This is a genomic window from Citrobacter sp. Cpo221 (assembly GCF_030332345.1).
Classification (GTDB): Bacteria; Pseudomonadota; Gammaproteobacteria; order Enterobacterales; family Enterobacteriaceae; genus Citrobacter; species Citrobacter portucalensis.
This window is the reverse complement of record NZ_JAOWIA010000010.1, coordinates 1-23,567: the sequence shown is the minus strand read 5'-3', so window position 1 is coordinate 23,567 and position 23,567 is coordinate 1. Positions and strand designations below refer to the sequence as shown.

The 23,567-nt window shown below is 50.8% G+C and carries 20 protein-coding genes and 1 pseudogene; 12 read left to right on the top strand and 9 right to left on the bottom strand.

The window, feature by feature from the left end:
- Positions 1–48: 48 nt before the first annotated feature.
- The 4 genes from OGY72_RS00135 (at position 49) to ompL (ending at position 5,740) form a co-directional block, all read left to right on the top strand.
- Positions 49–2,085, top strand: a complete 2,037-nt coding sequence (locus OGY72_RS00135) for an alpha-glucosidase (RefSeq protein ID WP_286545960.1) — start codon at positions 49–51, stop codon at positions 2,083–2,085.
- 45 nt (positions 2,086–2,130) lie between these two features.
- Positions 2,131–3,513 (top strand): MFS transporter, encoded by a 1,383-nt coding sequence (locus OGY72_RS00130; protein WP_003825308.1) that lies wholly within the window; start codon positions 2,131–2,133, stop codon positions 3,511–3,513.
- A gap of 46 nt (positions 3,514–3,559) precedes the next feature.
- On the top strand, positions 3,560–4,981 hold the full coding sequence (locus tag OGY72_RS00125; protein ID WP_286545958.1) for an MFS transporter: 1,422 nt from the start codon (positions 3,560–3,562) through the stop codon (positions 4,979–4,981).
- 66 nt (positions 4,982–5,047) lie between these two features.
- Positions 5,048–5,740 (top strand): porin OmpL, encoded by a 693-nt coding sequence (gene ompL, locus OGY72_RS00120; RefSeq protein WP_286545955.1) that lies wholly within the window; start codon positions 5,048–5,050, stop codon positions 5,738–5,740.
- A gap of 69 nt (positions 5,741–5,809) precedes the next feature.
- On the opposite strand, the gene typA is transcribed toward ompL, so the two are convergent.
- Complete coding sequence (gene typA, locus OGY72_RS00115) at positions 5,810–7,633, bottom strand: ribosome-dependent GTPase TypA (RefSeq protein ID WP_008786988.1); 1,824 nt, start codon at positions 7,631–7,633, stop codon at positions 5,810–5,812.
- Positions 7,634–8,012: 379 nt separating this feature from the next.
- On the opposite strand from typA, the gene glnA reads away from it, so the two are divergent.
- The 4 genes from glnA (at position 8,013) to OGY72_RS00095 (ending at position 12,398) form a co-directional block, all read left to right on the top strand.
- Positions 8,013–9,422: a glutamate--ammonia ligase gene (gene glnA, locus OGY72_RS00110; RefSeq protein WP_003825314.1), complete on the top strand. Its 1,410-nt coding sequence runs from the start codon at positions 8,013–8,015 to the stop codon at positions 9,420–9,422.
- A 282-nt stretch (positions 9,423–9,704) separates the two neighbouring features.
- Entirely contained in the window at positions 9,705–10,754 is a 1,050-nt protein-coding gene (gene glnL, locus OGY72_RS00105) for a nitrogen regulation protein NR(II) (protein ID WP_008786986.1), read from the top strand.
- Positions 10,755–10,764: 10 nt separating this feature from the next.
- A complete protein-coding gene (gene glnG, locus OGY72_RS00100; RefSeq protein ID WP_079939351.1) occupies positions 10,765–12,174 on the top strand; it encodes a nitrogen regulation protein NR(I) in 1,410 nt (469 codons plus the stop codon).
- A 113-nt stretch (positions 12,175–12,287) separates the two neighbouring features.
- The gene (locus OGY72_RS00095; RefSeq protein ID WP_020996121.1) at positions 12,288–12,398 is read left to right on the top strand and encodes a YshB family small membrane protein; all 111 of its coding nucleotides are present in this window, start codon (positions 12,288–12,290) and stop codon (positions 12,396–12,398) included.
- Between the two features lie 83 nt (positions 12,399–12,481).
- Here OGY72_RS00095 and hemN read toward each other — a convergent pair whose 3' ends face one another.
- The 3 genes from hemN to OGY72_RS00080 all read right to left on the bottom strand — a co-directional run bounded on the left by hemN (position 12,482) and on the right by OGY72_RS00080 (position 14,833).
- The gene (hemN, locus tag OGY72_RS00090; RefSeq protein WP_286545947.1) at positions 12,482–13,855 is read right to left on the bottom strand and encodes an oxygen-independent coproporphyrinogen III oxidase; all 1,374 of its coding nucleotides are present in this window, start codon (positions 13,853–13,855) and stop codon (positions 12,482–12,484) included.
- 188 nt (positions 13,856–14,043) lie between these two features.
- Positions 14,044–14,553 (bottom strand): Der GTPase-activating protein YihI, encoded by a 510-nt coding sequence (gene yihI, locus OGY72_RS00085; protein WP_003028627.1) that lies wholly within the window; start codon positions 14,551–14,553, stop codon positions 14,044–14,046.
- Positions 14,554–14,659: 106 nt separating this feature from the next.
- Positions 14,660–14,833 (bottom strand): hypothetical protein, encoded by a 174-nt coding sequence (locus OGY72_RS00080; protein ID WP_122973887.1) that lies wholly within the window; start codon positions 14,831–14,833, stop codon positions 14,660–14,662.
- A 284-nt stretch (positions 14,834–15,117) separates the two neighbouring features.
- Here OGY72_RS00080 and yihA point away from each other — a divergent pair, with 284 nt between their 5' ends.
- Entirely contained in the window at positions 15,118–15,750 is a 633-nt protein-coding gene (gene yihA, locus OGY72_RS00075; RefSeq protein ID WP_063941722.1) for a ribosome biogenesis GTP-binding protein YihA/YsxC, read from the top strand.
- Between the two features lie 227 nt (positions 15,751–15,977).
- On the opposite strand, the gene spfP is transcribed toward yihA, so the two are convergent.
- Both spfP and polA read right to left on the bottom strand, forming a co-directional pair.
- Positions 15,978–16,025, bottom strand: coding sequence for a small protein SpfP (gene spfP / locus OGY72_RS24865; RefSeq protein WP_071892919.1), 48 nt, complete (start codon positions 16,023–16,025; stop codon positions 15,978–15,980).
- A 166-nt stretch (positions 16,026–16,191) separates the two neighbouring features.
- Complete coding sequence (gene polA, locus OGY72_RS00070; RefSeq protein WP_286545943.1) at positions 16,192–18,978, bottom strand: DNA polymerase I; 2,787 nt, start codon at positions 18,976–18,978, stop codon at positions 16,192–16,194.
- Positions 18,979–19,341: 363 nt separating this feature from the next.
- Here polA and yihG point away from each other — a divergent pair.
- Positions 19,342–20,278: pseudogene (yihG, locus tag OGY72_RS00065) on the top strand (1-acylglycerol-3-phosphate O-acyltransferase, YihG family).
- 13 nt (positions 20,279–20,291) lie between these two features.
- Here the strand turns inward: yihG and dsbA are convergent.
- From dsbA to OGY72_RS00050, 3 genes are all read right to left on the bottom strand, one after another.
- Positions 20,292–20,915 carry a thiol:disulfide interchange protein DsbA gene (dsbA, locus tag OGY72_RS00060; protein ID WP_003028621.1) on the bottom strand — a complete coding sequence of 208 codons (624 nt, stop codon included), beginning with the start codon at positions 20,913–20,915 and terminating at the stop codon, positions 20,292–20,294.
- 16 nt (positions 20,916–20,931) lie between these two features.
- A complete protein-coding gene (locus OGY72_RS00055; protein ID WP_149385181.1) occupies positions 20,932–21,918 on the bottom strand; it encodes a serine/threonine protein kinase in 987 nt (328 codons plus the stop codon).
- A gap of 76 nt (positions 21,919–21,994) precedes the next feature.
- The gene (locus tag OGY72_RS00050; RefSeq protein ID WP_003028616.1) at positions 21,995–22,264 is read right to left on the bottom strand and encodes a YihD family protein; all 270 of its coding nucleotides are present in this window, start codon (positions 22,262–22,264) and stop codon (positions 21,995–21,997) included.
- 69 nt (positions 22,265–22,333) lie between these two features.
- Between OGY72_RS00050 and mobA the strand changes: the two genes are divergently transcribed.
- Positions 22,334–22,918, top strand: a complete 585-nt coding sequence (gene mobA, locus OGY72_RS00045) for a molybdenum cofactor guanylyltransferase MobA (RefSeq protein ID WP_003028614.1) — start codon at positions 22,334–22,336, stop codon at positions 22,916–22,918.
- Positions 22,900–23,418: a molybdopterin-guanine dinucleotide biosynthesis protein MobB gene (mobB, locus tag OGY72_RS00040; protein WP_103015350.1), complete on the top strand. Its 519-nt coding sequence runs from the start codon at positions 22,900–22,902 to the stop codon at positions 23,416–23,418. Before mobA ends, mobB begins: the two co-directional genes overlap by 19 nt.
- Positions 23,419–23,567: the final 149 nt, after the last annotated feature.

The window sequence follows — 23,567 nt, the reverse complement described above, 5'->3', positions numbered from 1 at the left end:
CAGATTTCCGACAAATTACCGAATTACCCTATTTTTACGGAGACGATAATGAATTCGCTACAACAACGGTCAACCGCCTTAGAACTCACATCACTACCTGATGGATTTGCTTTAACGTACCACCAGCGCCTGATTTTACGTCACAGCACAGAAACCCCTTGTCTATGGATCGGCGCTGGCGTTGCAGACATTGACATGTTTCGCGGCAACTTCAGCATCAAAGACAAGCTCAATGAGAAGATTGCTCTGACCGACGCCACGGTTAGCGAGTCACCTGATGGCTGGCTGGTACATTTCAGCCGCGGTAATACCATCAACGCCACGCTGCACATCTCTACCGATGAACAGGGCCGCCTGAAGCTGGACCTGCACAACGATGATCTCAGCCATAACCGCATCTGGCTGCGTCTGGCAGCCAACCCGGACGATCATATTTACGGCTGTGGTGAACAATTCTCTTACTTCGATTTGCGCGGAAAACCCTTCCCACTGTGGACCAGCGAACAGGGCGTGGGCCGTAACAAAAACAGCTATGTCACCTGGCAGGCTGACTGCAAAGAAAATGCCGGCGGAGACTACTACTGGACCTTCTTCCCGCAGCCGACCTTCGTCAGCACACAGAAGTACTACTGCCACGTTGATAACAGTTGCTATATGAATTTCGACTTCAGCGCACCGGAGTATCACGAGCTGGCGCTGTGGGAAGACAAAACCACCCTGTGCTTTGAGTGCGCCGACACGTATATTTCCCTGCTGGAAAAACTGACCGCGCTGTTAGGTCGCCAGCCGGAGCTGCCGGACTGGATTTACGACGGCGTCACGCTCGGTATTCAGGGCGGTACTGAGATTTGCCAGAACAAACTGGACACCATGCGTAACGCAGGCGTGAAAGTAAACGGCATCTGGGCGCAGGATTGGTCCGGGATCCGCATGACCTCCTTTGGCAAGCGCGTGATGTGGAACTGGAAGTGGAACAGCGACAACTATCCGCAGTTGGATAACCGTATTAAGCAGTGGAAAGAAGAAGGCGTGCAGTTTCTCTCCTACATCAACCCATACGTCGCCAGCGATAAAGATCTCTGTGCCGAAGCTGCCGCTCGCGGTTATCTGGCGAAAGATGCCTCAGGCGCTGACTATTTGGTTGAGTTCGGCGAGTTTTACGGCGGTGTGGTCGATCTGACCAACCCCGAAGCCTACAACTGGTTCAAAGAAGTCATCAAAAAGAACATGATTGAGCTGGGCTGCGGCGGTTGGATGGCCGACTTTGGCGAATATCTGCCAACCGATACGTATCTGCACAACGGCGTCAGCGCTGAAATTATGCATAACGCCTGGCCCGCACTGTGGGCGAAATGCAACTACGAAGCGTTACAGGAGACCGGCAAACTCGGCGAGATCCTGTTCTTTATGCGTGCGGGCTACACCGGCAGCCAGAAGTACTCCACCATGATGTGGGCAGGCGATCAGAACGTTGACTGGAGCCTCGACGACGGTCTGGCTTCCGTCGTTCCTGCGGCGCTGTCGCTGGCGATGACCGGTCACGGTCTGCACCACAGCGATATCGGCGGCTACACCACCCTGTTTGACATGAAACGCAGCAAAGAGCTGCTGTTGCGCTGGTGTGACTTCAGTGCCTTCACGCCGATGATGCGCACCCACGAAGGTAACCGCCCTGGCGATAACTGGCAGTTTGATGGTGATGCTGAAACCATCGCCCACTTTGCCCGTATGACCACCGTCTTTACCACCCTGAAACCGTATCTAAAACAGGCTGTCGCGCAAAACAGCGCTACCGGTCTGCCGGTGATGCGCCCGCTGTTCCTGCATTACGAAGACGATGCTCGGACCTATACCCTGAAATATCAGTATCTGCTGGGACAAGATTTGCTGGTCGCGCCGGTTCACGAACAGGGCCAGCAAAACTGGACGCTGTATCTGCCAGAGGATAGCTGGGTAAACGTCTGGACTGGGGAAACTTACCAGGGCGGTGAAATTACCGTAGATGCGCCTATCGGCAAGCCTCCGGTGTTTTATCGCGCGAAGAGTGAATGGGCGTCACTGTTTGCCACCTTACGCAATATCTAACACGGCTCGCCCGCGGGGAAACTCGCGGGCACATGGAGAATAATAATGAGTCAGACTTCCTCTAATCCGGCAACCCTACGCTTGCCGTTCAAAGAAAAACTCGCCTATGGGATGGGTGATTTAGGCTCCAATATCCTGTTGGACATTGGTACCCTCTATTTACTCAAGTTTTATACCGATGTCCTTGGTTTACCAGGAACTTATGGCGGCATCATTTTCCTTATCGCCAAATTTTTTACCGCGTTTACCGATATGGGCACCGGGATTATGCTCGATTCCCGCCGCAAAATCGGCCCGAAAGGGAAATTCCGTCCGTTCGTTCTTTACGCCGCATTTCCAGTTACGTTGCTGGCGATTGCCAACTTTGTCGGTACACCGTTTGAAGTAACCGGTAAAACGGTGATGGCAACGGTGCTGTTTATGCTGTACGGACTGTTCTTCAGCATGATGAACTGCTCCTATGGTGCAATGGTTCCCGCGATTACGAAAAATCCGGACGAGCGCGCTTCACTGGCAGCCTGGCGACAAGGTGGCGCAACCCTGGGTTTGTTGCTATGTACAGTCGGCTTTGTACCGGTAATGAACTTGATCGAAGGCAATTCACAGCTGGGTTATATCTTCGCCGCCACGTTGTTCTCGCTGTTTGGCCTGCTGTTTATGTGGCTGTGCTATGCCGGGGTAAAAGAACGCTACGTGGAAGTGAAACCCGTGGATGCCGCGCAAAAACCGGGATTATTGCAATCCTTCCGCGCCATCGCCGGTAACCGCCCTCTGTTTATTCTGTGCGTTGCCAACCTTTGTACGCTTGGCGCATTTAACGTTAAGTTGGCAATTCAGGTCTATTACACCCAGTACGTACTGAATGACCCAATTCTCCTTTCCTGGATGGGCTTTTTCAGCATGGGCTGTATCTTCATCGGCGTCTTCTTGATGCCAGGAATGGTTAGACGTTTCGGCAAGAAAAAAGTCTACATTGGCGGTTTGCTAATTTGGGTCGCGGGGGATTTGCTTAACTACTTCTTTGGTGGCGGTTCCGTCAGCTTTGTCGCCTTCTCCTGCCTGGCGTTCTTCGGCTCAGCATTCGTTAACAGCCTGAACTGGGCGCTGGTCTCCGATACGGTGGAATATGGCGAATGGCGAACCGGCGTACGCTCTGAAGGCACGGTATACACCGGTTTCACCTTCTTTCGTAAAGTTTCACAAGCGCTGGCGGGATTCTTCCCCGGCTGGATGCTGACGCAAATCGGCTACGTTCCCAACGTGGTGCAATCAGCAAGTACGGTCGAAGGTTTGCGTCAGTTGATCTTTATTTATCCCTGCGCTTTAGCGGTGATCACCATTGTGGCTATGGGCTGTTTCTACAACCTTAACGAGAAGATGTATGTCCGCATCGTTGAAGAGATAGAAGCGCGTAAACAACCCGTTTGATAATAATAATTAATAGCGCTCTACGGGGCGCTATTGAGGAGCGATTATGTCTTTTCATGATCCGCTAACGCTAAAACTGAGCCTGCGTGAAAAATTCGCCTACGGAGTGGGTGACTTCGGCTCAAATTTGATGCTGTGTATCGGCACACTGTATCTGCTTAAATTTTATACCGATGAACTAGGGATGCCGGCGTATTACGGTGGGATTATCTTTCTGGTGGCGAAGTTCTTCACCGCCTTCACTGATATGTTGACCGGTGTATTGCTGGACTCAAGGCGTAATATTGGCGCAAAAGGTAAATTCAGACCTTTTATTTTGTATGCGTCATTTCCTGTCGCAGTTGTTGCCAGCGCGCAGTTTTTGGCGACAGATTTTACGCTAACGGTAAAAACTGGGCTGGCGACGGTATTGTTTATGCTATTCGGTCTGTTCTATAGCCTGATGAACTGCTCCTACGGCGCGATGGTGCCTGCGATCACTAAAAACCCGCATGAACGCGCTCAGCTCGCCGCCTGGCGTCAGGGCGGCGCTACCGTTGGTCTGTTACTGTGCACCGTTGGCTTTATGCCGATTCAAGCTCTATTTGTCAGTTCATCCTCGCTGGGTTATCTGATCGCCGCACTGATCTTTTCAGTCTGCGGGCTGTTCAGCATGTGGTGGTGTTTCAGCGGAGTGAAGGAACGCTACATTGAAATCGTGCCGGATCACCATAAGCCCAGCATTCTCAAATCGTTCTGTGCCATTTTCCGTAACCCTCCCCTGCTGGTGCTGTGTGTCGCCAACTTATGCACGCTAGCGGCATTCAACATCAAGCTGGCAATCCAGGTGTACTACACCCAGTACGTGCTCAATGATATTCATCTGCTGTCGTGGATGGGGTTCTTCAGCATGGGATGCATTCTGGTTGGGGTGCTGCTGGTTCCCGCTGCGGTGAAACGCTTCGGTAAAAAGCAGGTTTACCTCGGCGGTCTGGCATTATGGGCTATCGGCGATGTACTGAACTTTTTCTGGGGCAGCACATCATTTTTGTTCGTGACATTCTCCTGTATGGCCTTCTTCGGAACCGCTTTTGTTAACAGCCTGAACTGGGCGCTGGTCCCGGATACAGTCGATTATGGCGAATGGAAAACGGGGATCCGCGCTGAAGGCTCGGTGTATACGGGTTATACCTTTTCGCGCAAAATTTCCGCTGCGCTCGCTGGTTTCCTGCCGGGCATCATGCTGACGCAAATCGGTTATATCCCCAACATAACCCAAAGTAATGCAACTTTGCTCGGTCTGCGTCAGCTTATTTTCCTCTGGCCTTGTGGGCTGGCCATTATCGCTGCATTCACAATGGTTTTATTTTATAAGCTCAACGAAACTCGCTTTGCTTTTATTATTGAGGAAATCAGCCAACGGAAGAAAAACAATACTCTATCGAATCCTGTTACCACTAAAAATAATACCTCTGCTGTAAACGTATAAAAATAATAGCCGCCTATTCCATCTTAATGGATGGCGGCCTCCCTACGCTTAAAAAATGGATTTATTATGAAAAAGTTAACAACACTAATTCTCTTATCCTCTGTTGCTTCTACTTCTGTTTTTGCGGGTGCCTATATCGAGAACCGTGAGGCATATAATCTGGCATCCGATCAGATAGAAGTGATGATGCGCGTTGGCTATAACTCCGATATGGGCGCGGGTATCATGCTCACCAACACCTACACCATGCAACGCAAGGATGAGTTAAAACACGGCTATAATGAAATAGAGGGCTGGTATCCGTTATTTAAACCGACAGATAAATTAACTATCCAGCCAGGTGGGTTGATAAATGATAAGAGTGCGGGTTCCGGTGGTGCGGCTTATCTGGATGTTAACTATAAATTTACCCCATGGTTTAATCTTACCGTGCGTAACCGATATAACCATAATAACTACAGCTCAACCGATCTAAACGGTGACCAGGACAATAATGATACCTATGAAATAGGCAACTACTGGAATTTTACTATCACCGATAAATTTTCCTATACCTTTGAGCCGCACTATTTTATTCGAGTGAATGACTTCAATAGCAGTAACGGAAAAGATCATCACTGGGAGATTACGAATACCTTCAAGTATCGTATCAATGAACACTGGTTACCCTACCTGGAACTACGCTGGTTAGATCGTAATGTAGAACCTTATCACCGCGAACAAAATCAAATTCGTGTCGGGGCTAAGTATTTCTTCTAATCTTTCCGAAATAAAAAAAGCCGCTGATAATCAGCGGCTTTTTTGCGCTTACCTGAAAAAGAGTGTTAATTACTCTTCTTTCGCGCCACGCATTGCACGGCGACGATCGTTTTCAGTCAGGTGACGCTTACGGATACGGATAGAGGTTGGGGTAACTTCTACCAGTTCGTCGTCATCGATGAATTCCAGAGCCTGCTCCAGAGTCATCTTAACCGGCGGAACCAGAACCGTTGCTTCGTCAGTACCGGACGCACGCATGTTGGTCAGTTTCTTACCGGTCAGGCAGTTTACAGTCAGGTCGTTAGAGCGGCTGTGAATACCGATGATCTGGCCTTCGTAAACTTCAGCACCGTGACCCAGGAACAGCTTACCGCGGTCCTGCAGGCTGAACAGTGCGAACGCAACTGCTTTACCCTGGCCGTTGGAGATCAGTACGCCGTTCTGACGCTGACCCACATCACCCGCACGAACATCGTCGTAGTGGCTGAAGGTGGAGTACAGCAGACCGGTACCGGAAGTCATGGTCATGAATTCTGAACGGAAGCCGATCAGACCACGGCTTGGGATCACGTAGTCAAGACGTACGCGGCCTTTGCCATCTGGATTCATGTTTTTCAGGTCGCCTTTACGCTCACCCAAAGCCTGCATCACAGAACCCTGATGCTGCTCTTCAACGTCCAGCGTTACGTTTTCGAACGGCTCTTGTTTACGGCCGTCGATTTCGCGGAAGATTACTTTCGGACGGGAAACCGCCATTTCGAAACCTTCACGACGCATGTTTTCGATCAGAACAGACAGGTGAAGCTCACCACGACCGGATACACGGAACGCATCCGCATCTTCGGTTTCTTCAACGCGCAGCGCAACGTTGTGCACCAGCTCTTTGTTCAGGCGGTCAAGGATCTGACGAGAGGTAACATATTTACCTTCTTTACCGCAGAACGGAGAGGTGTTTACGCAGAAGAACATGGTTACGGTCGGTTCATCAACGGACAGAGCTGGCAGCGCTTCAACATTCTGCGGGTCGCAGATGGTGTCGGAGATGTTCAGTTCGCCCAGACCGGTGATCGCGATGATATCGCCTGCTTCGGCAATATCACTCTCGATACGTTCCAGACCCAGATGGGTCAGAACTTTACCGACTTTACCGTTACGGGTTTTGCCTTCGCTATCAATGATAGTGATCTGCTGGTTCGGTTTAACTTTACCGCGTTTGATACGGCCGATACCGATTACGCCAACGTAGTTGTTGTAGTCCAGCTGAGAGATTTGCATCTGCAGCGGGCCATCAAGGTCTACGCTCGGAGCCGGTACACGATCAACGATGGTCTGATACAGCGGAGTCATGTCTTCAGCCATGTCTTCGTGATCCAGACCCGCGATACCGTTCAGCGCAGAAGCGTAAACGATCGGGAAGTCCAGCTGCTCGTCGGTAGCGTCGAGGTTAACGAACAGGTCAAATACCTGATCAACAACCCAGTCAGGACGCGCACCAGGACGGTCAACTTTGTTGATAACAACAATTGGCTTCAGGCCATGGGCAAAGGCTTTTTTGGTCACGAAGCGCGTCTGCGGCATCGGACCGTCCATTGCATCCACCACCAGCAGCACGGAGTCGACCATGGACATTACACGTTCAACTTCACCACCGAAGTCGGCGTGCCCCGGGGTATCAACGATGTTGATACGGTAGTCATTCCATTTGATAGCGGTGTTTTTAGCGAGGATGGTAATCCCACGCTCTTTCTCCAAATCGTTGGAGTCCATCACGCGCTCTTGGGTTTCAGCACGTGCATCGAACGTACCGGATTGTTGGAGCAGCTTGTCTACCAGGGTCGTTTTACCATGGTCTACGTGCGCGATGATGGCGATGTTACGCAAATTTTCGATCACAACTTTGCCTCAGGCATTTTAGAAATAGCGCGTTATTGTACACGGATTAATCGCAGTACAAAACAGGATCACAAACATCCTCCGCAAACAAGTATTGCAGAGTTTCTTTGTGATCACATTCACGGAGCGTTAAAAGGGGTAATCTGACATGCTTTGCACCAATATGGTGCTTAATGTTCACATTAAAGCACTATAATGGTGCAATACAACCTTCATGGTGCAGCCCCTTTGCACGATGGTGCGCATGATAACGCCTTTTAGGGGCAATTTAAAAGTTGGCACAGATTTCGCTTTATATTTTTTATGGCGACACGGCCAATTTTTGCAGAATTGAAGACTTCGTTACCACGACGACAATGACCAATCCGGGAGAGTAAGTATGTCCGCTGAACACGTTTTGACGATGCTGAACGAACACGAAGTGAAGTTTGTTGATTTACGCTTCACTGATACCAAAGGTAAAGAACAGCACGTCACTATTCCTGCTCATCAGGTAAATGCCGAATTCTTTGAAGAAGGCAAAATGTTTGACGGCTCCTCAATCGGTGGCTGGAAAGGCATTAACGAATCAGACATGGTTCTGATGCCAGATGCGTCTACTGCTCTCATCGACCCGTTCTTTGAAGAGTCTACCCTGATCATCCGTTGCGATATCCTGGAACCAGGTACGCTGCAGGGCTACGACCGTGACCCACGCTCCATCGCTAAACGTGCTGAAGAATATCTGCGTTCTACCGGCATCGCAGACACCGTTCTGTTCGGGCCAGAGCCAGAGTTCTTCCTGTTTGACGACATCCGTTTCGGCGCATCTATTTCCGGTTCCCACGTGGCTATCGATGATATCGAAGGCGCATGGAACTCTTCCACCAAATACGAAGGTGGTAACAAAGGTCATCGTCCTGGCGTGAAAGGCGGTTACTTCCCGGTTCCTCCGGTAGATTCTTCTCAGGATATCCGTTCTACCATGTGTCTGATCATGGAAGAGATGGGCCTGGTTGTTGAAGCGCATCACCACGAAGTGGCGACTGCTGGTCAGAACGAAATCGCGACCCGCTTTAACACCATGACCAAAAAAGCGGACGAAATTCAGATCTACAAATATGTCGTTCACAACGTCGCCCACCGTTTCGGTAAAACCGCAACCTTTATGCCAAAACCAATGTTTGGCGATAACGGTTCCGGCATGCACTGCCACATGTCCCTGTCCAAGAACGGCGTAAACCTGTTCTCCGGTGACAAATATGCGGGTCTGTCTGAGCAGGCGCTGTACTACATCGGTGGCGTAATCAAACACGCTAAAGCGATCAACGCCCTGGCTAACCCGACCACCAACTCCTACAAGCGTCTGGTCCCGGGTTACGAAGCACCGGTCATGCTGGCTTACTCTGCCCGTAACCGTTCTGCGTCTATCCGTATCCCGGTAGTTGCTTCTCCGAAAGCTCGTCGTATCGAAGTGCGTTTCCCGGACCCGGCTGCTAACCCGTACCTGTGCTTCGCAGCACTGCTGATGGCTGGTCTTGACGGTATTAAGAACAAGATCCACCCGGGCGAAGCAATGGACAAAAACCTGTACGACCTGCCGCCGGAAGAAGCGAAAGAGATCCCACAGGTTGCTGGTTCTCTGGAAGAAGCACTGAAAGAACTGGATCTGGACCGCGAGTTCCTGACCGCAGGCGGCGTGTTCACCAATGAAGCGATCGATGCGTACATTGCGCTGCGTCGCGAAGAAGATGACCGCGTGCGTATGACTCCGCACCCGGTAGAGTTTGAGCTGTACTACAGCGTTTAATCGTTTGAGTTGCCGTGGAACTTTTAGCCTGCTCAGGCAGGCTTGAGATCGATGGCGAATGATAGGACGCCTGATGGCGCAATCTTACCAGGCCTGGAGGGTAACATTACCTTGTAGGCCGGATAAGGCAAAACCGCCATCCGGCATCTATGTTTGCCAGTCATCTGTAGCCCATCCCAGGATGGGCTTTTTTCTCCACTAACAACCTGCTTTTTCGCGCTTTTTTGATGTAAAACGCTATAATGCACTAAATTGGTGCAACACTTTTCAGGAGACTGCTGAATGGCAACCGGCACGCTGCCCGATGCTGGGCAGATCCTCAATTCTTTAATCAACAGCATCTTACTAGTCGACGATGAGCTGGCTGTACATTACGCCAACCCGGCGGCGCAACAGCTGCTCGCCCAAAGCTCCCGCAAACTATTTGGTACACCGCTTCCCGATCTGTTGAGTTATTTCTCCTTAAACATCGGACTGATGCGAGAGAGCCTGGAAGCAGGCCAGGGCTTTACGGATAACGAAGTGACGCTGGTGATAGACAGCCACTCACATATCCTCTCTGTGACCGCTCAGAGGCTGCCTGATGGCCTTATCTTGCTGGAGATGGCCCCTATGGATAACCAGCGCCGTCTGAGTCAGGAACAGCTCCAGCACGCCCAGCAGATTGCTGCCCGCGATCTGGTGCGTGGTCTGGCACATGAAATTAAAAACCCGCTGGGCGGATTACGCGGCGCGGCGCAACTTCTCAGCAAAGCACTTCCGGACCCGGCGCTGACCGAATATACCAAAGTCATTATTGAACAGGCGGACCGCCTGCGTAATCTGGTCGACCGTCTGCTGGGGCCACAACAGCCGGGAATGCACATCACGGAAAGTATTCACAAAGTGGCGGAACGCGTGGTGGCGCTGGTCTCGATGGAGCTGCCGGAAAACGTCACGCTAATCCGGGATTACGACCCAAGTCTGCCTGAGTTACTGCACGACCCGGACCAGATCGAGCAGGTTTTGCTGAACATCGTGCGCAATGCTTTGCAGGCGCTGGGACCGGAAGGCGGCGAGATCATTCTGCGTACCCGCACCGCGTTTCAGCTCACGCTACACGGCATGCGTTATCGTCTGGCGGCACGAATTGATGTTGAGGATAACGGTCCGGGTATTCCCTCGCATTTGCAGGACACGCTGTTCTACCCAATGGTCAGCGGTCGCGAAGGTGGTACCGGCCTTGGATTATCTATCGCCCGTAATTTGATTGATCAACATTCTGGCAAAATTGAATTTACCAGTTGGCCGGGTCATACCGAGTTCTCGGTTTACCTGCCTATCAGGAAATAAGGTGACGTTTATGCAACGAGGAATAGTCTGGGTCGTTGATGACGATAGTTCCATCCGTTGGGTGCTTGAACGTGCGCTCGCAGGGGCAGGGCTAAGCTGTACCACATTTGAAAGTGGTAAAGAGGTACTGGACGCGCTGGCCAGCAAAACGCCGGACGTGCTGTTGTCGGATATCCGCATGCCGGGTATGGACGGCCTGACGCTGTTAAAACAGATTAAACAGCGGCATCCGATGCTTCCGGTCATCATAATGACCGCGCACTCCGATCTGGATGCCGCCGTCAGCGCCTATCAGCAAGGGGCGTTTGATTATCTGCCTAAACCTTTTGATATTGATGAAGCCGTGGCGCTGGTCGAGCGCGCCATCAGCCATTATCAGGAACAGCAGCAGCCGCGCAATGTTCAGATTAACGGCCCCACAACCGACATCATCGGCGAAGCGCCGGCAATGCAGGATGTCTTTCGCATTATTGGCCGCCTGTCCCGATCGTCAATCAGCGTATTGATAAACGGAGAGTCAGGGACCGGTAAAGAGCTGGTCGCCCATGCGTTGCACCGTCATAGCCCGCGCGTCAAAGCGCCGTTTATCGCGCTGAACATGGCGGCTATTCCGAAAGATTTGATCGAATCTGAGCTGTTTGGTCACGAGAAAGGCGCGTTTACCGGGGCGAATACCATTCGTCAGGGGCGCTTTGAACAGGCAGACGGCGGTACGCTGTTCCTCGATGAAATTGGCGATATGCCGCTGGACGTACAGACGCGTTTATTACGCGTATTAGCCGATGGACAGTTTTACCGTGTTGGCGGTTACGCGCCCGTAAAGGTAGATGTACGCATTATCGCCGCCACACACCAAAACCTTGAACTACGCGTGCAGGAAGGCAAATTCCGTGAAGACTTATTCCATCGGCTGAACGTTATTCGGGTACATCTGCCACCACTGCGCGAACGTCGGGAAGATATCCCCCGCCTGGCGCGTCATTTCCTGCAGGAGGCCGCCCGCGAACTGGGGGTGGAAGCCAAACAATTACACCCGGAAACCGAGGCTGCGCTCACCCGTCTGGCCTGGCCGGGTAACGTACGTCAGCTTGAGAACACCTGCCGCTGGTTAACCGTAATGGCTGCCGGGCAGGAAGTACTGATTCAGGACTTACCAACCGAGCTGTTTGAAACCTCTGTGCCAGACGCACCGTCCCATATGCAGCCGGATAGTTGGGCAACGCTATTGGCACAGTGGGCGGATCGGGCATTACGCTCCGGTCATCAAAACTTGCTTTCTGAGGCCCAACCAGAGTTGGAGCGCACGCTGTTGACTACCGCGCTTCGTCATACTCAGGGGCATAAACAGGAAGCGGCACGCTTGCTCGGCTGGGGTCGTAATACCTTGACGCGTAAGCTAAAAGAACTCGGAATGGAGTGACATATCGTCACTGTGTAAAGATTAATAATTGAGCGCAAATAGCTGCTATTTTGCGCTTTACTGTTCCGATGAGTTAAGTATGATCGTGCCCGGAAAACGGGGGGGAAGTCATCATGCTGGAATCAATCATTAATCTGCTGTCGAGCGGTGCAGTCGAAAGCCATACGCCACAAACTGCGGTCGCCGCAGTATTGTGCGCAGCGCTTGTTGGGCTTTTCAGCTAGCGGGTTCGCCGGGTGGCGCTTCGCCCGACCTACGTATTGAGATTTTCGTAGGCACAATAAGCGAAGCGCCACCCGGAAAAGCGTTAAATCACCCGCGAGAATTGCTGCATCCGCGCTTTCTGGCGCAGATACGCATCGAAGCACATGCAAATATTACGGATCAGCAGACGGCCCTTCGGCGTGACCTGAATCCCCTTCTCATTCACATCTACCAGCCCATCTTTCGCCAGCGGTGCCAGCAGTTTCAGGTCTTCGGCAAAATAGTCAGCGAAGTTCAGATCCCATTGCTGTTCCACAGCGGCATAGTCGAGGCGGAAGTTGCAGATCAGGAGCTTAATAACATCACGACGAATGCAGTCATCGCGGGTCAGGGCAATTCCGCGCCACAGCGCGTTCCCCTGCTCGTCTACCTGCTGATAATAGCGCTTCAGCTCTTTCTGGTTCTGCGCGTAGTTGTCACCAATCATACTAATGGCTGACACGCCCATTCCCAGCAGATCGGTATCACCCTGGGTGGTATACCCCTGGAAATTACGATGCAGCACACCCTTGCGTTGAGCAATCGCCAGCTCATCATCCGGGCGAGCAAAGTGATCCATACCAATGAACTGATAACCGGTTTCGGTCAGTGAAGAGATGGTTTCCTGCAGGATATCCAGCTTCTGCTGCGCGCTGGGCAGGTCGGCATCTTTAATTTTGCGCTGAGCGGCAAACAGCGTCGGCAGGTGCGCGTAGTTAAAGACGCTCAGTCGGTCTGGATTCAGCTCAGCAACGCGTTTCAGGGTGAAGGCGAAACTTTCCGGCGTCTGTTTTGGCAAACCATAAATCAGATCGATGTTCGTTGAGGTAAAGCCAATCTCACGCGCATGATTCAGCAGCGCAAAGATAAACTCCTCATCCTGCTCACGGTTCACCAGGCGCTGAACTTCTTTATTGAAGTCCTGCACCCCCATGCTCAGGCGGTTAAAACCTTCAGCGCGTAAATGATCGAGCACATCCAGCTCAATTTCACGCGGATCCACTTCGATCGAAATTTCGGCGTCGTCGTTAAAGTTAAAGTTGCCACGTAGCAGCGACATCAAACGGCTGATTTGCGCTTTATTCAGGTACGTTGGCGTGCCGCCGCCCCAGTGCAGCTGACTGACATGGCGTCCGGCGAACAGCGGTGCGCGATGAATAATTTCTTGTTCTAAGACATCGAGGTATTGATCGGCTTTATGCTGCTGGCGAGTCACGACCTTGTTACAGCCGCAGAAGTAGCACAGCTTGTGGCAGAACGGGATGTGAACGTACAACGAGAGAGGACGCTCAGGATAACGCGCCACGGCCTTTAGAAATGCCTCAGTGCCGTAGTCTTCAGAAAACTCCAGCGCGGTCGGGTACGAGGTATATCGTGGCCCGGAATAGTTATATTTCTGGATCAGGGCCAGGTCCCAGTCTATTAACTGCTCTGACATGCTCACTCCTTCCGATGGCGTCTCTGGCGGGTACGGCGTACCGACTTAACCCCAGTACGGGTGATAAGTCGGTTGCGCAGCCACTTCTGTCGCCGCGACAACCGCTGTAGTTTAACGAATAACCACACCAGATAACATATAACCGGAAGGGTTATAAGCAGGACGGGAAGACCCACGGTGTAAAACCGTTAGTTGCCGCCTTTCAGCAGGCGCATCATGTCTTCCTGCTTTTCTTCTTCTTCCTCTTCTTCCTCGTCATCGTAAGAAAGACCCAGCTTTTGCATCAGCTCATCGATGCGATCCAGCTTGGCATCAACCCAGGACTGATCTTCCGCGCTCAGGGTTTCTCCTGCTTCAAGACGCTCCAGCAGCGCATCCAGGCGCTCATCCGTTTCCAGTAAATCCAACTCAGCCTGTGGTGAAAGCATAGGTTTCTCACTCTTCGGTTTGTGCTGTTTGGTGACTTTTTCGGTCACGCCCAATGGAATGGGGGTTTTGCTGCCAATACGAGGATCTTTTTGCTTATTTTGGTTTCCGCCACCAGATGCGCCTTCGCTACCGGACGCACGGCTACCTGCCGCATGACCACGGTGTTTTTTCTGGCGCTTACGGTCGCGAGCTTCCTGGTTAATTTCTTCGCGTGTTTTACGACGCGCTTTTGCAGGACCTTTACCGCGTGGTGTAGAAGTTGGTTTCATCATGATTCGTCTTTGGCTGTTTTTATTCAGTATATAATTGCGCCGGAATCTAGCAGAAATAAAGAAAAAAGGCGACAGAGTAATCTGTCGCCTTTTTTCCTGACTCTCAACCCTTACGGGCTCTACAATCCCTGTTGGCTATCAACACACCCTGTTTTTCCCTTAGCCTGTAACATTCCGTGTTGTTTCCATTTCCTTTTACTAACGTCTCCGGACGTTTGTCTTCCTGACAATCCTGTGTCTTCGCCTCCTGGCGCTCCTGACCCTCATCCTGAGTCATCTATCCTTTCAGCTTCCTCGCTATGGACGCTACTTTACCGTTTTGGTTTAAACGTACAAGTAACCTGGGTAACAATTTCTGATTTTAAGAATAGCGCCCAAATGTAACCATATGATTTATTTTAGTTCTGTCATTTTTTACTCTGTCATCTCGTATAGAAACTGTCGGCAATGTCTCACAAAGCGCGGGGTTTTTACTTACACAGCCCACTCGTCGAAAAACCAGCCTTTTGCTGGGGTTCAGGTATAATCGCTGCAAAGCCCTGATTGATGGAGAGGACTGCTTTGACTAACTTGAATTATCAACAGACGCACTTTGTGATGAGTGCGCCTGATATTCGCCACTTACCTTCCGATACCGGTATCGAAGTGGCTTTTGCTGGCCGTTCCAACGCAGGCAAATCCAGTGCGCTAAATACCCTGACGAATCAAAAAGGTCTGGCGCGTACATCTAAAACGCCGGGTCGTACACAGCTCATCAACCTGTTTGAAGTCGTTGACGGCAAACGCCTGGTCGATTTGCCAGGATACGGTTATGCCGAAGTTCCAGAAGAGATGAAGCGTAAATGGCAACGCGCGCTGGCTGAATATCTGGAAAAGCGTCAGAGCCTGCAAGGTCTGGTGGTACTGATGGATATTCGTCACCCGTTAAAAGATCTCGATCAACAGATGATCCTGTGGGCGGTTGAGAGCAACGTTCAGGTTCTGGTACTGCTGACTAAAGCAGATAAGCTGGCCAGCGGTGCACGCAAAGCGCAGCTGAATATGGTACGTGAAGCCGTACTGGCATTTAACGGTGACGTGCAGGTAGAAGCATTTTCATCGCTGAAAAAACTGGGTGTGGACAAACTGCGGCAAAAACTGGATAGCTGGTTTAGTGAACTGGCACCGGTTGAAGAGGAGCAGGACGGGGAATAACCCACCGATATGCCGGATGGCGCCGCTGCGCGTCTTATCCGGCCTACAGATCTTTATTTTTGCTCTAAATAATTCGAGTTGCATAAAGGCGGCGACGCAGCAAATCCCAGGAGCTTACATAAGTAAGTGACTGGGGTGAGCGAGGAAGCCAACGCGTATGCAGCTTGAAGTATGACGAGCAAAATAAAAAACGCCCCAGTCATTACTGACTGGGGCGGCTAAAATATTCAGCCAAATCCGATTACGTGAAGTAAAAGGTCTGAAAGATAGAACATCTTACCTCTGTACCCTACGAGAATAACTTTACTCTTTTTTGAGCAGCTCAGAAAGCACTTTTTGTAATTTTTTTTCATTCCTTACATAGGGAATTCTAATGGACATCACAAAAAGCTCTCTCTTATGTTGCTTAGTTACGAAAAAGGGGCGTTATTAAGTAAACCCTTAGTGCGCCTGATCCCAGTTTTCACCACTCCCGACTTCCACCAGCAACGGCACGTCAATCTGGGTCTCGTTTTCCATCAGTTGGTGGATCTTTTTAGAGACGCTTTCCAGATCATCTTTGTGCACTTCAAACACCAGTTCATCGTGTACCTGCATGATCATGCGCACGCGCGGTTGCTCGGTTTGCAGCCATCCATCCACAGCAATCATGGCTCGCTTGATAATATCTGCGGCAGTTCCCTGCATCGGGGCGTTAATGGCCGCACGTTCAGCACCAGCGCGACGAGCACCATTACTGGATTTAATATCCGGTAAATAGAGACGGCGACCTTCCAGCGTTTCTACATAGCCTTGCTCTTTCGCCTGCGCGCGGGTACGTTCCATGTATTCCAACACACCTGGGTAGCGTTCAAAGTAGAGCTCCATGTACTTCTGTGCTTCTTTGCGCGGAATATTCAACTGGCGCGCCAAACCAAAGGCGCTCATCCCGTAGATCAAACCGAAGTTGATGGCTTTCGCGCTGCGGCGTTGTTCGCTGGTCACGGAATCAAGCGGTAAACCAAAGACTTCAGCCGCCGTTGCGCGGTGAATGTCTTTCCCTTCGGCAAACGCGGTAAGCAGACCTTTATCACGTGAAAGGTGCGCCATGATACGCAGTTCAATCTGTGAGTAGTCCGCAGAGACAATCACGTAGTCTTCTGGCGCAATGAACGCCTGACGAATACGACGACCTTCGTCATTACGTACCGGGATGTTTTGCAGGTTTGGATCCGTTGAAGACAAGCGCCCGGTGGCGGTAACCGCCTGATGGTAGGAGGTGTGCACGCGTCCGGTTTTCTTGTTAATCATCAACGGAAGCTTATCCGTATAGGTCGACTTCAGTTTTGCTAAACCACGATATTCCAGGATCACTTTCGGCAATGGGTAATCCAGCGCGAGCTCTTCCAGTACCTCTTCCGACGTTGATGGCGCGCCGCCTGGGGTTTTCTTCAACGGCTTAATACCCTGCTTTTCAAACAGGATAGTTTGCAGTTGCTTAGTGGAAGAGAGGTTAAACGCTTCTCCGGCGATCTCGTGCGCTTTTTGCTCCAGCTCATTCAAACGCAGCGTCAGCTCTTCTGAATGCTTGTGCAGAACAGCCGGATCGATTTTCACACCGTTGCGCTCAACGCGAGACAAAACCGGCACCAGCGGCATATCGATATTTTCAAAGACGTTCAACGGCCCTTTATGCTGCTGCAATTCTGGCCACATCTTCAGATGCAGCTGTAACGTAACGTCGGCGTCTTCCGCAGCGTAACGACCGGCCTCTTCCAGTGCTATCTGGTTAAAGGTCAGCTGATTTTTGCCTTTTCCAGCGATCTCTTCAAAGGTGATGGTTTTATGTTTCAGCCAGCGGTCCGACAGGCTGTCCATATCGTGTCGTCCAGCGACGCTGTTAAGAATGTAGGATTCGAGCATGGTGTCAAAAGTGATGCCGCGCAGCTCGATGCCATAGTTCGCCAGGATGCCGCGATCGTACTTCAGGTTTTGCCCGACTTTGTGCGCGTTCTCATCTTCCAGCAGCGGCTTTAGCAGCTCCAGCGCGCGGTCGCGCGCGATCTGGTCAGGGGCATCCAGGTAATCGTGGGCAACAGGAACATACGCCGCCACACCCGGTTCAATGGCAAAAGACAGGCCAACCAGATTCGCGGAAATGTTGTCCAGGCTGTCAGTTTCAGTATCGAAGGCAAAGACAGGTGCTTTTTTAAGCTTAGCGATCCACGCTTCCAGCGTCGCTTCGTCCAGAATCGTCACATAGTTATCGTACGAAAGAACCGTAGCCGGCTCCTCAGGCGTTTCATCGACGACAATAGTTTCTTGTGGTTTTGCCGCCGGCTTCGTTCCTTTTGCCTGTAGCCATTTACCTGCTTCAACGTCAGTAACCCAACGTTTGAATTCATACTGTTTAAACAGGCCAAGCAGTTCTTCTGCAGCGGGCTGACGGACTTCCAGCTGCTCACAGGTCAATTCCAGCTCAACATCCGTTTTGATGGTAGCCAATTGATAAGAGAGGTACGCCACCTCTTTGTTCTGCTCAAGTTTGCCCGCCATGGTTTTCGCACCACGGAAGGTCAGCCCCGCTATTTTGTCTGATTCGGCATAGAGGGTATCCAGCCCACCCAGCCCCTGCAGCAGTGCCTGAGCGGTTTTTTCGCCTACGCCTGGAACGCCAGGAATGTTATCTGAGGAATCCCCCATCAGCGCCAGGAAATCGATGATCAGTTCCGGCGGGACGCCGTACTTATTCACAACTTCATCCGGGCCGAGGATCGTATTGGTCATGGTGTTGATAAGGGTGATATTCGGCGTCACTAACTGAGCCATATCTTTATCACCGGTGCTAATCAGCACCGGGCGACCGATCTTCTCTGCTTCCCGCGCCAGCGTACCGATAACATCGTCCGCCTCCACGCCAGAAACAGCCAACAGTGGCAGCCCCATCGCCTTTACCATCGCATGCAGAGGTTCAATCTGCGCACGCAGATCGTCCGGCATCGGTGGGCGGTGAGACTTATAATGTTCGAATAATTCATCACGGAAGGTTTTACCCTTGGCGTCGAATACCACCGCAGCATGGGTTGGTTGATATTGCAGAATCAAGCTACGCAGCATGTTGAGGACACCGTACATCGCGCCCGTAGGTTCTCCTGCGCTGTTAGTCAGCGGTGGGAACGCGTGGTATGCGCGATACAGGTAAGATGAGCCATCTACAAGGATAAGTGGGTTTTCTGGGATCTGAACCATAATGTCCGTGCCTGTTTATCAGATTATGGGTAAAGGATGCCACAGACAGGATGAAAACATGAGTTTTTCGCCGCATTTGTCGAAAAACTTTTGCAGATCTTCTGCTTTGCTCGCAAAGACAGCTGTGGATAACTTTGTGAATAAATAATTTTCAGCTCTTTAAATATAGCAAGGAAATTAATGCTTCATTATATTTATATATATTTTTCAAAAGGTTAAATTAACGCACAGCATTTTATTCCATTTTTTCAGCTTATATCCTGATGTGGATAGATATTCTCTTTTTTTCTATTCAGGGAAGATCCATCATTTGGTTCGTTTTCTGATAAAATCAGCCCCTTGCGCCTCTTTCGCGCACTGTCTATGGCTAACCTTTTGAATAATTTAATTATGACGAGAATACTCGCTGCGATAACGCTGTTGCTGAGTATCGTGTTGACCATATTGGTCACGATTTTTTGTTCTGTGCCGATCATCCTTGCCGGAGTTGTGAAACTCCTTTTGCCCATTCCTGTCGTCTGGCGCAAGGTTTCCGTCTTCTGTAATTTCATGATGTACTGCTGGTGTGAAGGTCTGGCGCTACTGCTGCACCTTAATCCGCGGCTGAAGTGGGATGTTGAAGGGCTGGAAGGTCTTAGCAAGAAAAACTGGTATCTGCTCATTTGTAATCATTACAGCTGGGCCGATATCGTTGTGCTTTGCGTTCTGTTCCGTAAGCACATCCCGATGAATAAATATTTCCTCAAGCAGCAGTTGGCCTGGGTGCCCTTTATTGGCCTGGCCTGCTGGGCGCTGGATATGCCGTTTATGAAACGCTATTCACGTGGCTATCTGCTTCGCCATCCGGAACGCCGTGGTAAAGATGTCGAAACAACGCGTCGTTCCTGCGAGAAGTTTCGCGTACACCCGACAACCATTGTGAATTTTGTCGAAGGTTCACGCTTTACCAAAGATAAACGTGAGCAAACCCGCTCTCCTTATCAAAACCTGCTCCCTCCTAAAGCGGCAGGTATTGCAATGGCATTGAACGTACTGGGGTCACAGTTCGATAAAATGTTGAACGTCACGTTGTGCTATCCGGAAAACAGTAGCCGACCGTTCTACGATATGCTGAGCGGTAAGCTAACGCGGATTGTCGTGCGGGTGAATCTGGAGCCAATCCATGAAGAGTTACACGGTGATTACGTGAACGATAAGGCATTCAAGCGCCGCTTTCAGCTGTGGTTGAATACGCTGTGGAGTGAGAAAGACGCGCAGCTCGACGCGATTAAAGCCTCAAAATAAAAAAGCCGGTCAGTGACCGGCTTTTGCTTTTACTTCTGACCGACCAGGTATTTCACGGTATCCGCATACTGTTGTACAAAGATATCCATGCTGCTGGTATCCATGCCTTGCGGATTTACCTGATATTTACCATTCACGAACATCGCCGGAACGCCCTGCAGCTGTAAATCAGCCGCTGCTTTTTCCTGCTGTGCCACGAGAGATTTCACTACGAAGCTGTTCCATGCCGCATCATAGTCTTCGCCTTTAATACCCGCATCGACAAACACTTTACGGATATCAGCAACAGACTGAACGGTCTGGGTTTTCTGAACCCCTTCAAACAGCGGAACAGTGACCTGATCTTCAACACCCAGCGCCATTGCAACCGCCCATGCCTGCGTCAGGTCTTTGCCCAAAGGCCCGAGAAACTCGACGTGGTATTTGGTCATCTTGGTGCCTTCCGGCAGTTTTTTCTTCACGTTATCAGACACATGAAGCACTTCTTCAAACTGATAGCAGTGCGGGCAGTAGAAGGAGAAGAACTCCAACACTTGCGGTTCACCCGCAACAGGCTTCTCCAGGGTGATGTATTGTTTACCATCCTGGAACTGCGCTGCAGATGCGCTAAAAGCTAAGACCATACCAGCCAGCGCCAGCCATATTTTTTTCATGTTCAAGTTTCTCCGATTAATACATTGGCGTTAATTGTAAGGGGGGCTCTTGCAGAATTTTTGCCTGCTCAATAAAGGTCGCGGTCTGACGATGCCAGTAATCTTCCCCAGTTAACCACGGGAAATTTTTTGGAAATGCAGGGTCAGCCCAACGTCGAATTAGCCAGGCAAGATAATAAACTAAACGCATAGCGCGTAAAGGTTCTATCAGTCCGATTTCAAAGGTGTCGAACTCACTAAACTCTTCATAAGCCTCGATAATGGTTTCCAGCTGCATACGTTGTTCAGCTTTATCACCATTGAGGAGCATCCATAAATCCTGAATAGCCGGACCGTTTCGGGCATCATCTAAATCGACAAACATCGGGCCATCGCGCCACAGAATATTACCGGCATGACAATCACCGTGCAGGCGTAATGTGGTAAAACGCGTATGCCAGCGTTCGGTAACGATCGCGATAAGCGCATCCGTTGCCTTCAGGAATGCCGCTTTTTGCCCTGATGGGATTAGCTGTGCGTGTTCAAAAACTTTACGCGGTTCGGTCAGGTATTCTTCAAGGCCAATCGTTGGGCGGAAGGTAAAAATACGCTTGCTTCCGGTCTGGTGCATACGCCCGAGATAGCGCCCCACCGCTTCCATCTGATCGATGTTGTCGGCTTCAAACTGGCGTCCACCGACGCTGGGGAAGATCGCATAATGGAAACCCTGGTGGCTTAACAGCGTTTGGCCGTTCAGTACCAACGGCGCAGCTACCGGGACTTCATCGCTTACCAGTTCCAGAGCAAACTGGTGCTCTTCCTGGATCTGATCGACAGACCAACGTTCAGGGCGATAAAACTTAACGACAAAGCGTCGACGGTCTTCGTCCTGGAATTGATAGACACGGTTTTCATAGCTGTTAAGCGGGGTAAGCCCGGAATCCACCCGGATCCCCTGCTCAAACAGTGCATCCATGATGGTATCCGGGTGTAGCGTCTGGAAATTAAAAGCGTTGTCGTTCATCCCATCATCCGGAAAATACTACGAATGATTCAGGATATCATTTCGCAGCGCTTTCGGTGGCGGCGATTACAAGCTTTTACTCTTTAATTACACCACGAGCGCGGAGTAGTGCAGTTTTAAAATCTTCTTCATAATCTTTCTGAATACCTGGAATGACAGCATCCTTCGCTGAGTCTCGCATTTTCAGGTGATAGATCAGAATGTCATCAGTTAAATCCGCCAGTTCGCCGTCAAAACCTGACTCTTGCGCCAGTTTCTGCAAAAATTGCATCAGGTTAAGATCGGGTTCCTTCTGCCAGGCTGGCTGGAGGAGTTCAATAACTTCATTCAGACGTTTACATTTCATGGTTGTGCTCCTTAGGCTCAATACAGATACGTTAGCAGGGTCAATCCCACATTAAAAGAGGCGATATCAGTGATTCTGGATAGTGCAATAACAGGGGTTGTGCTGGCTGGCGGTAAGGCCAGACGGATGGGTGGAACCGATAAAGGTCTGCTTGAACTGGACGGTAAACCTCTTTGGCGGCATGTGGCCGACATTCTCGCTTTGCAGGTCGAAACCGTGGTGGTTAATGCCAATCGCCACCGGGATATATACCAGCAAAGCGGCCTGAAAGTTATTCCCGATTCCTTGGCCGATTTCCCTGGCCCACTGGCCGGGATGCTATCGGTATTCCTGCAGCAAACGGGGGAGTGGTTTCTGTTTTGCCCGTGCGATATGCCCTATATTCCTCACGATCTGGTCGCTCGTTTAAAAGAGCAGCGCAAAGCTGCACCGGTTGTCTGGGTGCATGATGGGGAAAGAGATCACCCAACCATTGCGCTGATGCACCGCTCTATGCAGCCTTTGCTGCAGGATTATCTTCAGTCTGGTGAACGACGCGTTATGGTCTTTATGCGTCTGGCTGGCGGTCATGCTGTCGATTTCAGCGATCATAAAGATGCGTTCGTAAACGTGAATACCCCCGAAGAGCTCGCAAAATGGCAGGAAAAATCATGATCCCATTACTCGCCATTGCGGCATGGAGCGGCACGGGAAAAACCACGCTGCTCAAAAAGTTGATCCCGGAACTACGTGCCAGAGGTATACGTCCCGGATTGATTAAACATACTCATCACAATATGGATGTCGACAAGCCCGGTAAAGATAGTTATGAACTGCGCAAAGCCGGTGCAGCACAAACGCTGGTCGCCAGCCAGCAACGTTGGGCATTAATGGTAGAAACACCGGAAGAGCCCGAACTGGATTTAGCGTATCTGGTAAGCCGGATGGATGCAGCGACGTTGGATCTAGTGCTGGTTGAAGGGTTTAAGCATGAACCTGTCGCTAAGATCGTGCTTTTTCGCGACGGTTGCGGGCATAGTCCTGAAGAATTGGCGATAGACGAATATGTTATCGCGGTTGCCAGTGATGTTCCGCTGGCGGTGGATGTTCCATTGTTAGACATCAACGATATACAGCAACTTGCTGATTTTGTTACGCAATGGATAAGATGGTAACCGTGGTGTTGTGATGCGCCTGATGCGCTGCGCTTATCAGGCCTACAAAATACATTCAGCCCAGCCCCTGCACGCCGCATCCGGCGGTTTTCATCCCGCACAGACGCAAAAAAGCCCATCCGGCAGGATGGGCTTCTTCACTTTAATTA

What these genes read in the sequence shown, in the direction of transcription:
- OGY72_RS00135 (WP_286545960.1), top strand. Translation starts at nt 49, where the DNA reads ATGAATTCGCTACAACAACGGTCAACCGCCTTAGAACTCACATCACTA.
- OGY72_RS00130 (WP_003825308.1), top strand. Translation starts at nt 2,131, where the DNA reads ATGAGTCAGACTTCCTCTAATCCGGCAACCCTACGCTTGCCGTTCAAA.
- OGY72_RS00125 (WP_286545958.1), top strand. Translation starts at nt 3,560, where the DNA reads ATGTCTTTTCATGATCCGCTAACGCTAAAACTGAGCCTGCGTGAAAAA.
- ompL (WP_286545955.1), top strand. Translation starts at nt 5,048, where the DNA reads ATGAAAAAGTTAACAACACTAATTCTCTTATCCTCTGTTGCTTCTACT.
- glnA (WP_003825314.1), top strand. Translation starts at nt 8,013, where the DNA reads ATGTCCGCTGAACACGTTTTGACGATGCTGAACGAACACGAAGTGAAG.
- glnL (WP_008786986.1), top strand. Translation starts at nt 9,705, where the DNA reads ATGGCAACCGGCACGCTGCCCGATGCTGGGCAGATCCTCAATTCTTTA.
- glnG (WP_079939351.1), top strand. Translation starts at nt 10,765, where the DNA reads ATGCAACGAGGAATAGTCTGGGTCGTTGATGACGATAGTTCCATCCGT.
- OGY72_RS00095 (WP_020996121.1), top strand. Translation starts at nt 12,288, where the DNA reads ATGCTGGAATCAATCATTAATCTGCTGTCGAGCGGTGCAGTCGAAAGC.
- hemN (WP_286545947.1), bottom strand. Translation starts at nt 13,855, where the DNA reads ATGTCAGAGCAGTTAATAGACTGGGACCTGGCCCTGATCCAGAAATAT.
- yihI (WP_003028627.1), bottom strand. Translation starts at nt 14,553, where the DNA reads ATGAAACCAACTTCTACACCACGCGGTAAAGGTCCTGCAAAAGCGCGT.
- OGY72_RS00080 (WP_122973887.1), bottom strand. Translation starts at nt 14,833, where the DNA reads ATGACTCAGGATGAGGGTCAGGAGCGCCAGGAGGCGAAGACACAGGAT.
- polA (WP_286545943.1), bottom strand. Translation starts at nt 18,978, where the DNA reads ATGGTTCAGATCCCAGAAAACCCACTTATCCTTGTAGATGGCTCATCT.
- dsbA (WP_003028621.1), bottom strand. Translation starts at nt 20,915, where the DNA reads ATGAAAAAAATATGGCTGGCGCTGGCTGGTATGGTCTTAGCTTTTAGC.
- OGY72_RS00055 (WP_149385181.1), bottom strand. Translation starts at nt 21,918, where the DNA reads ATGAACGACAACGCTTTTAATTTCCAGACGCTACACCCGGATACCATC.
- OGY72_RS00050 (WP_003028616.1), bottom strand. Translation starts at nt 22,264, where the DNA reads ATGAAATGTAAACGTCTGAATGAAGTTATTGAACTCCTCCAGCCAGCC.
- mobB (WP_103015350.1), top strand. Translation starts at nt 22,900, where the DNA reads ATGGCAGGAAAAATCATGATCCCATTACTCGCCATTGCGGCATGGAGC.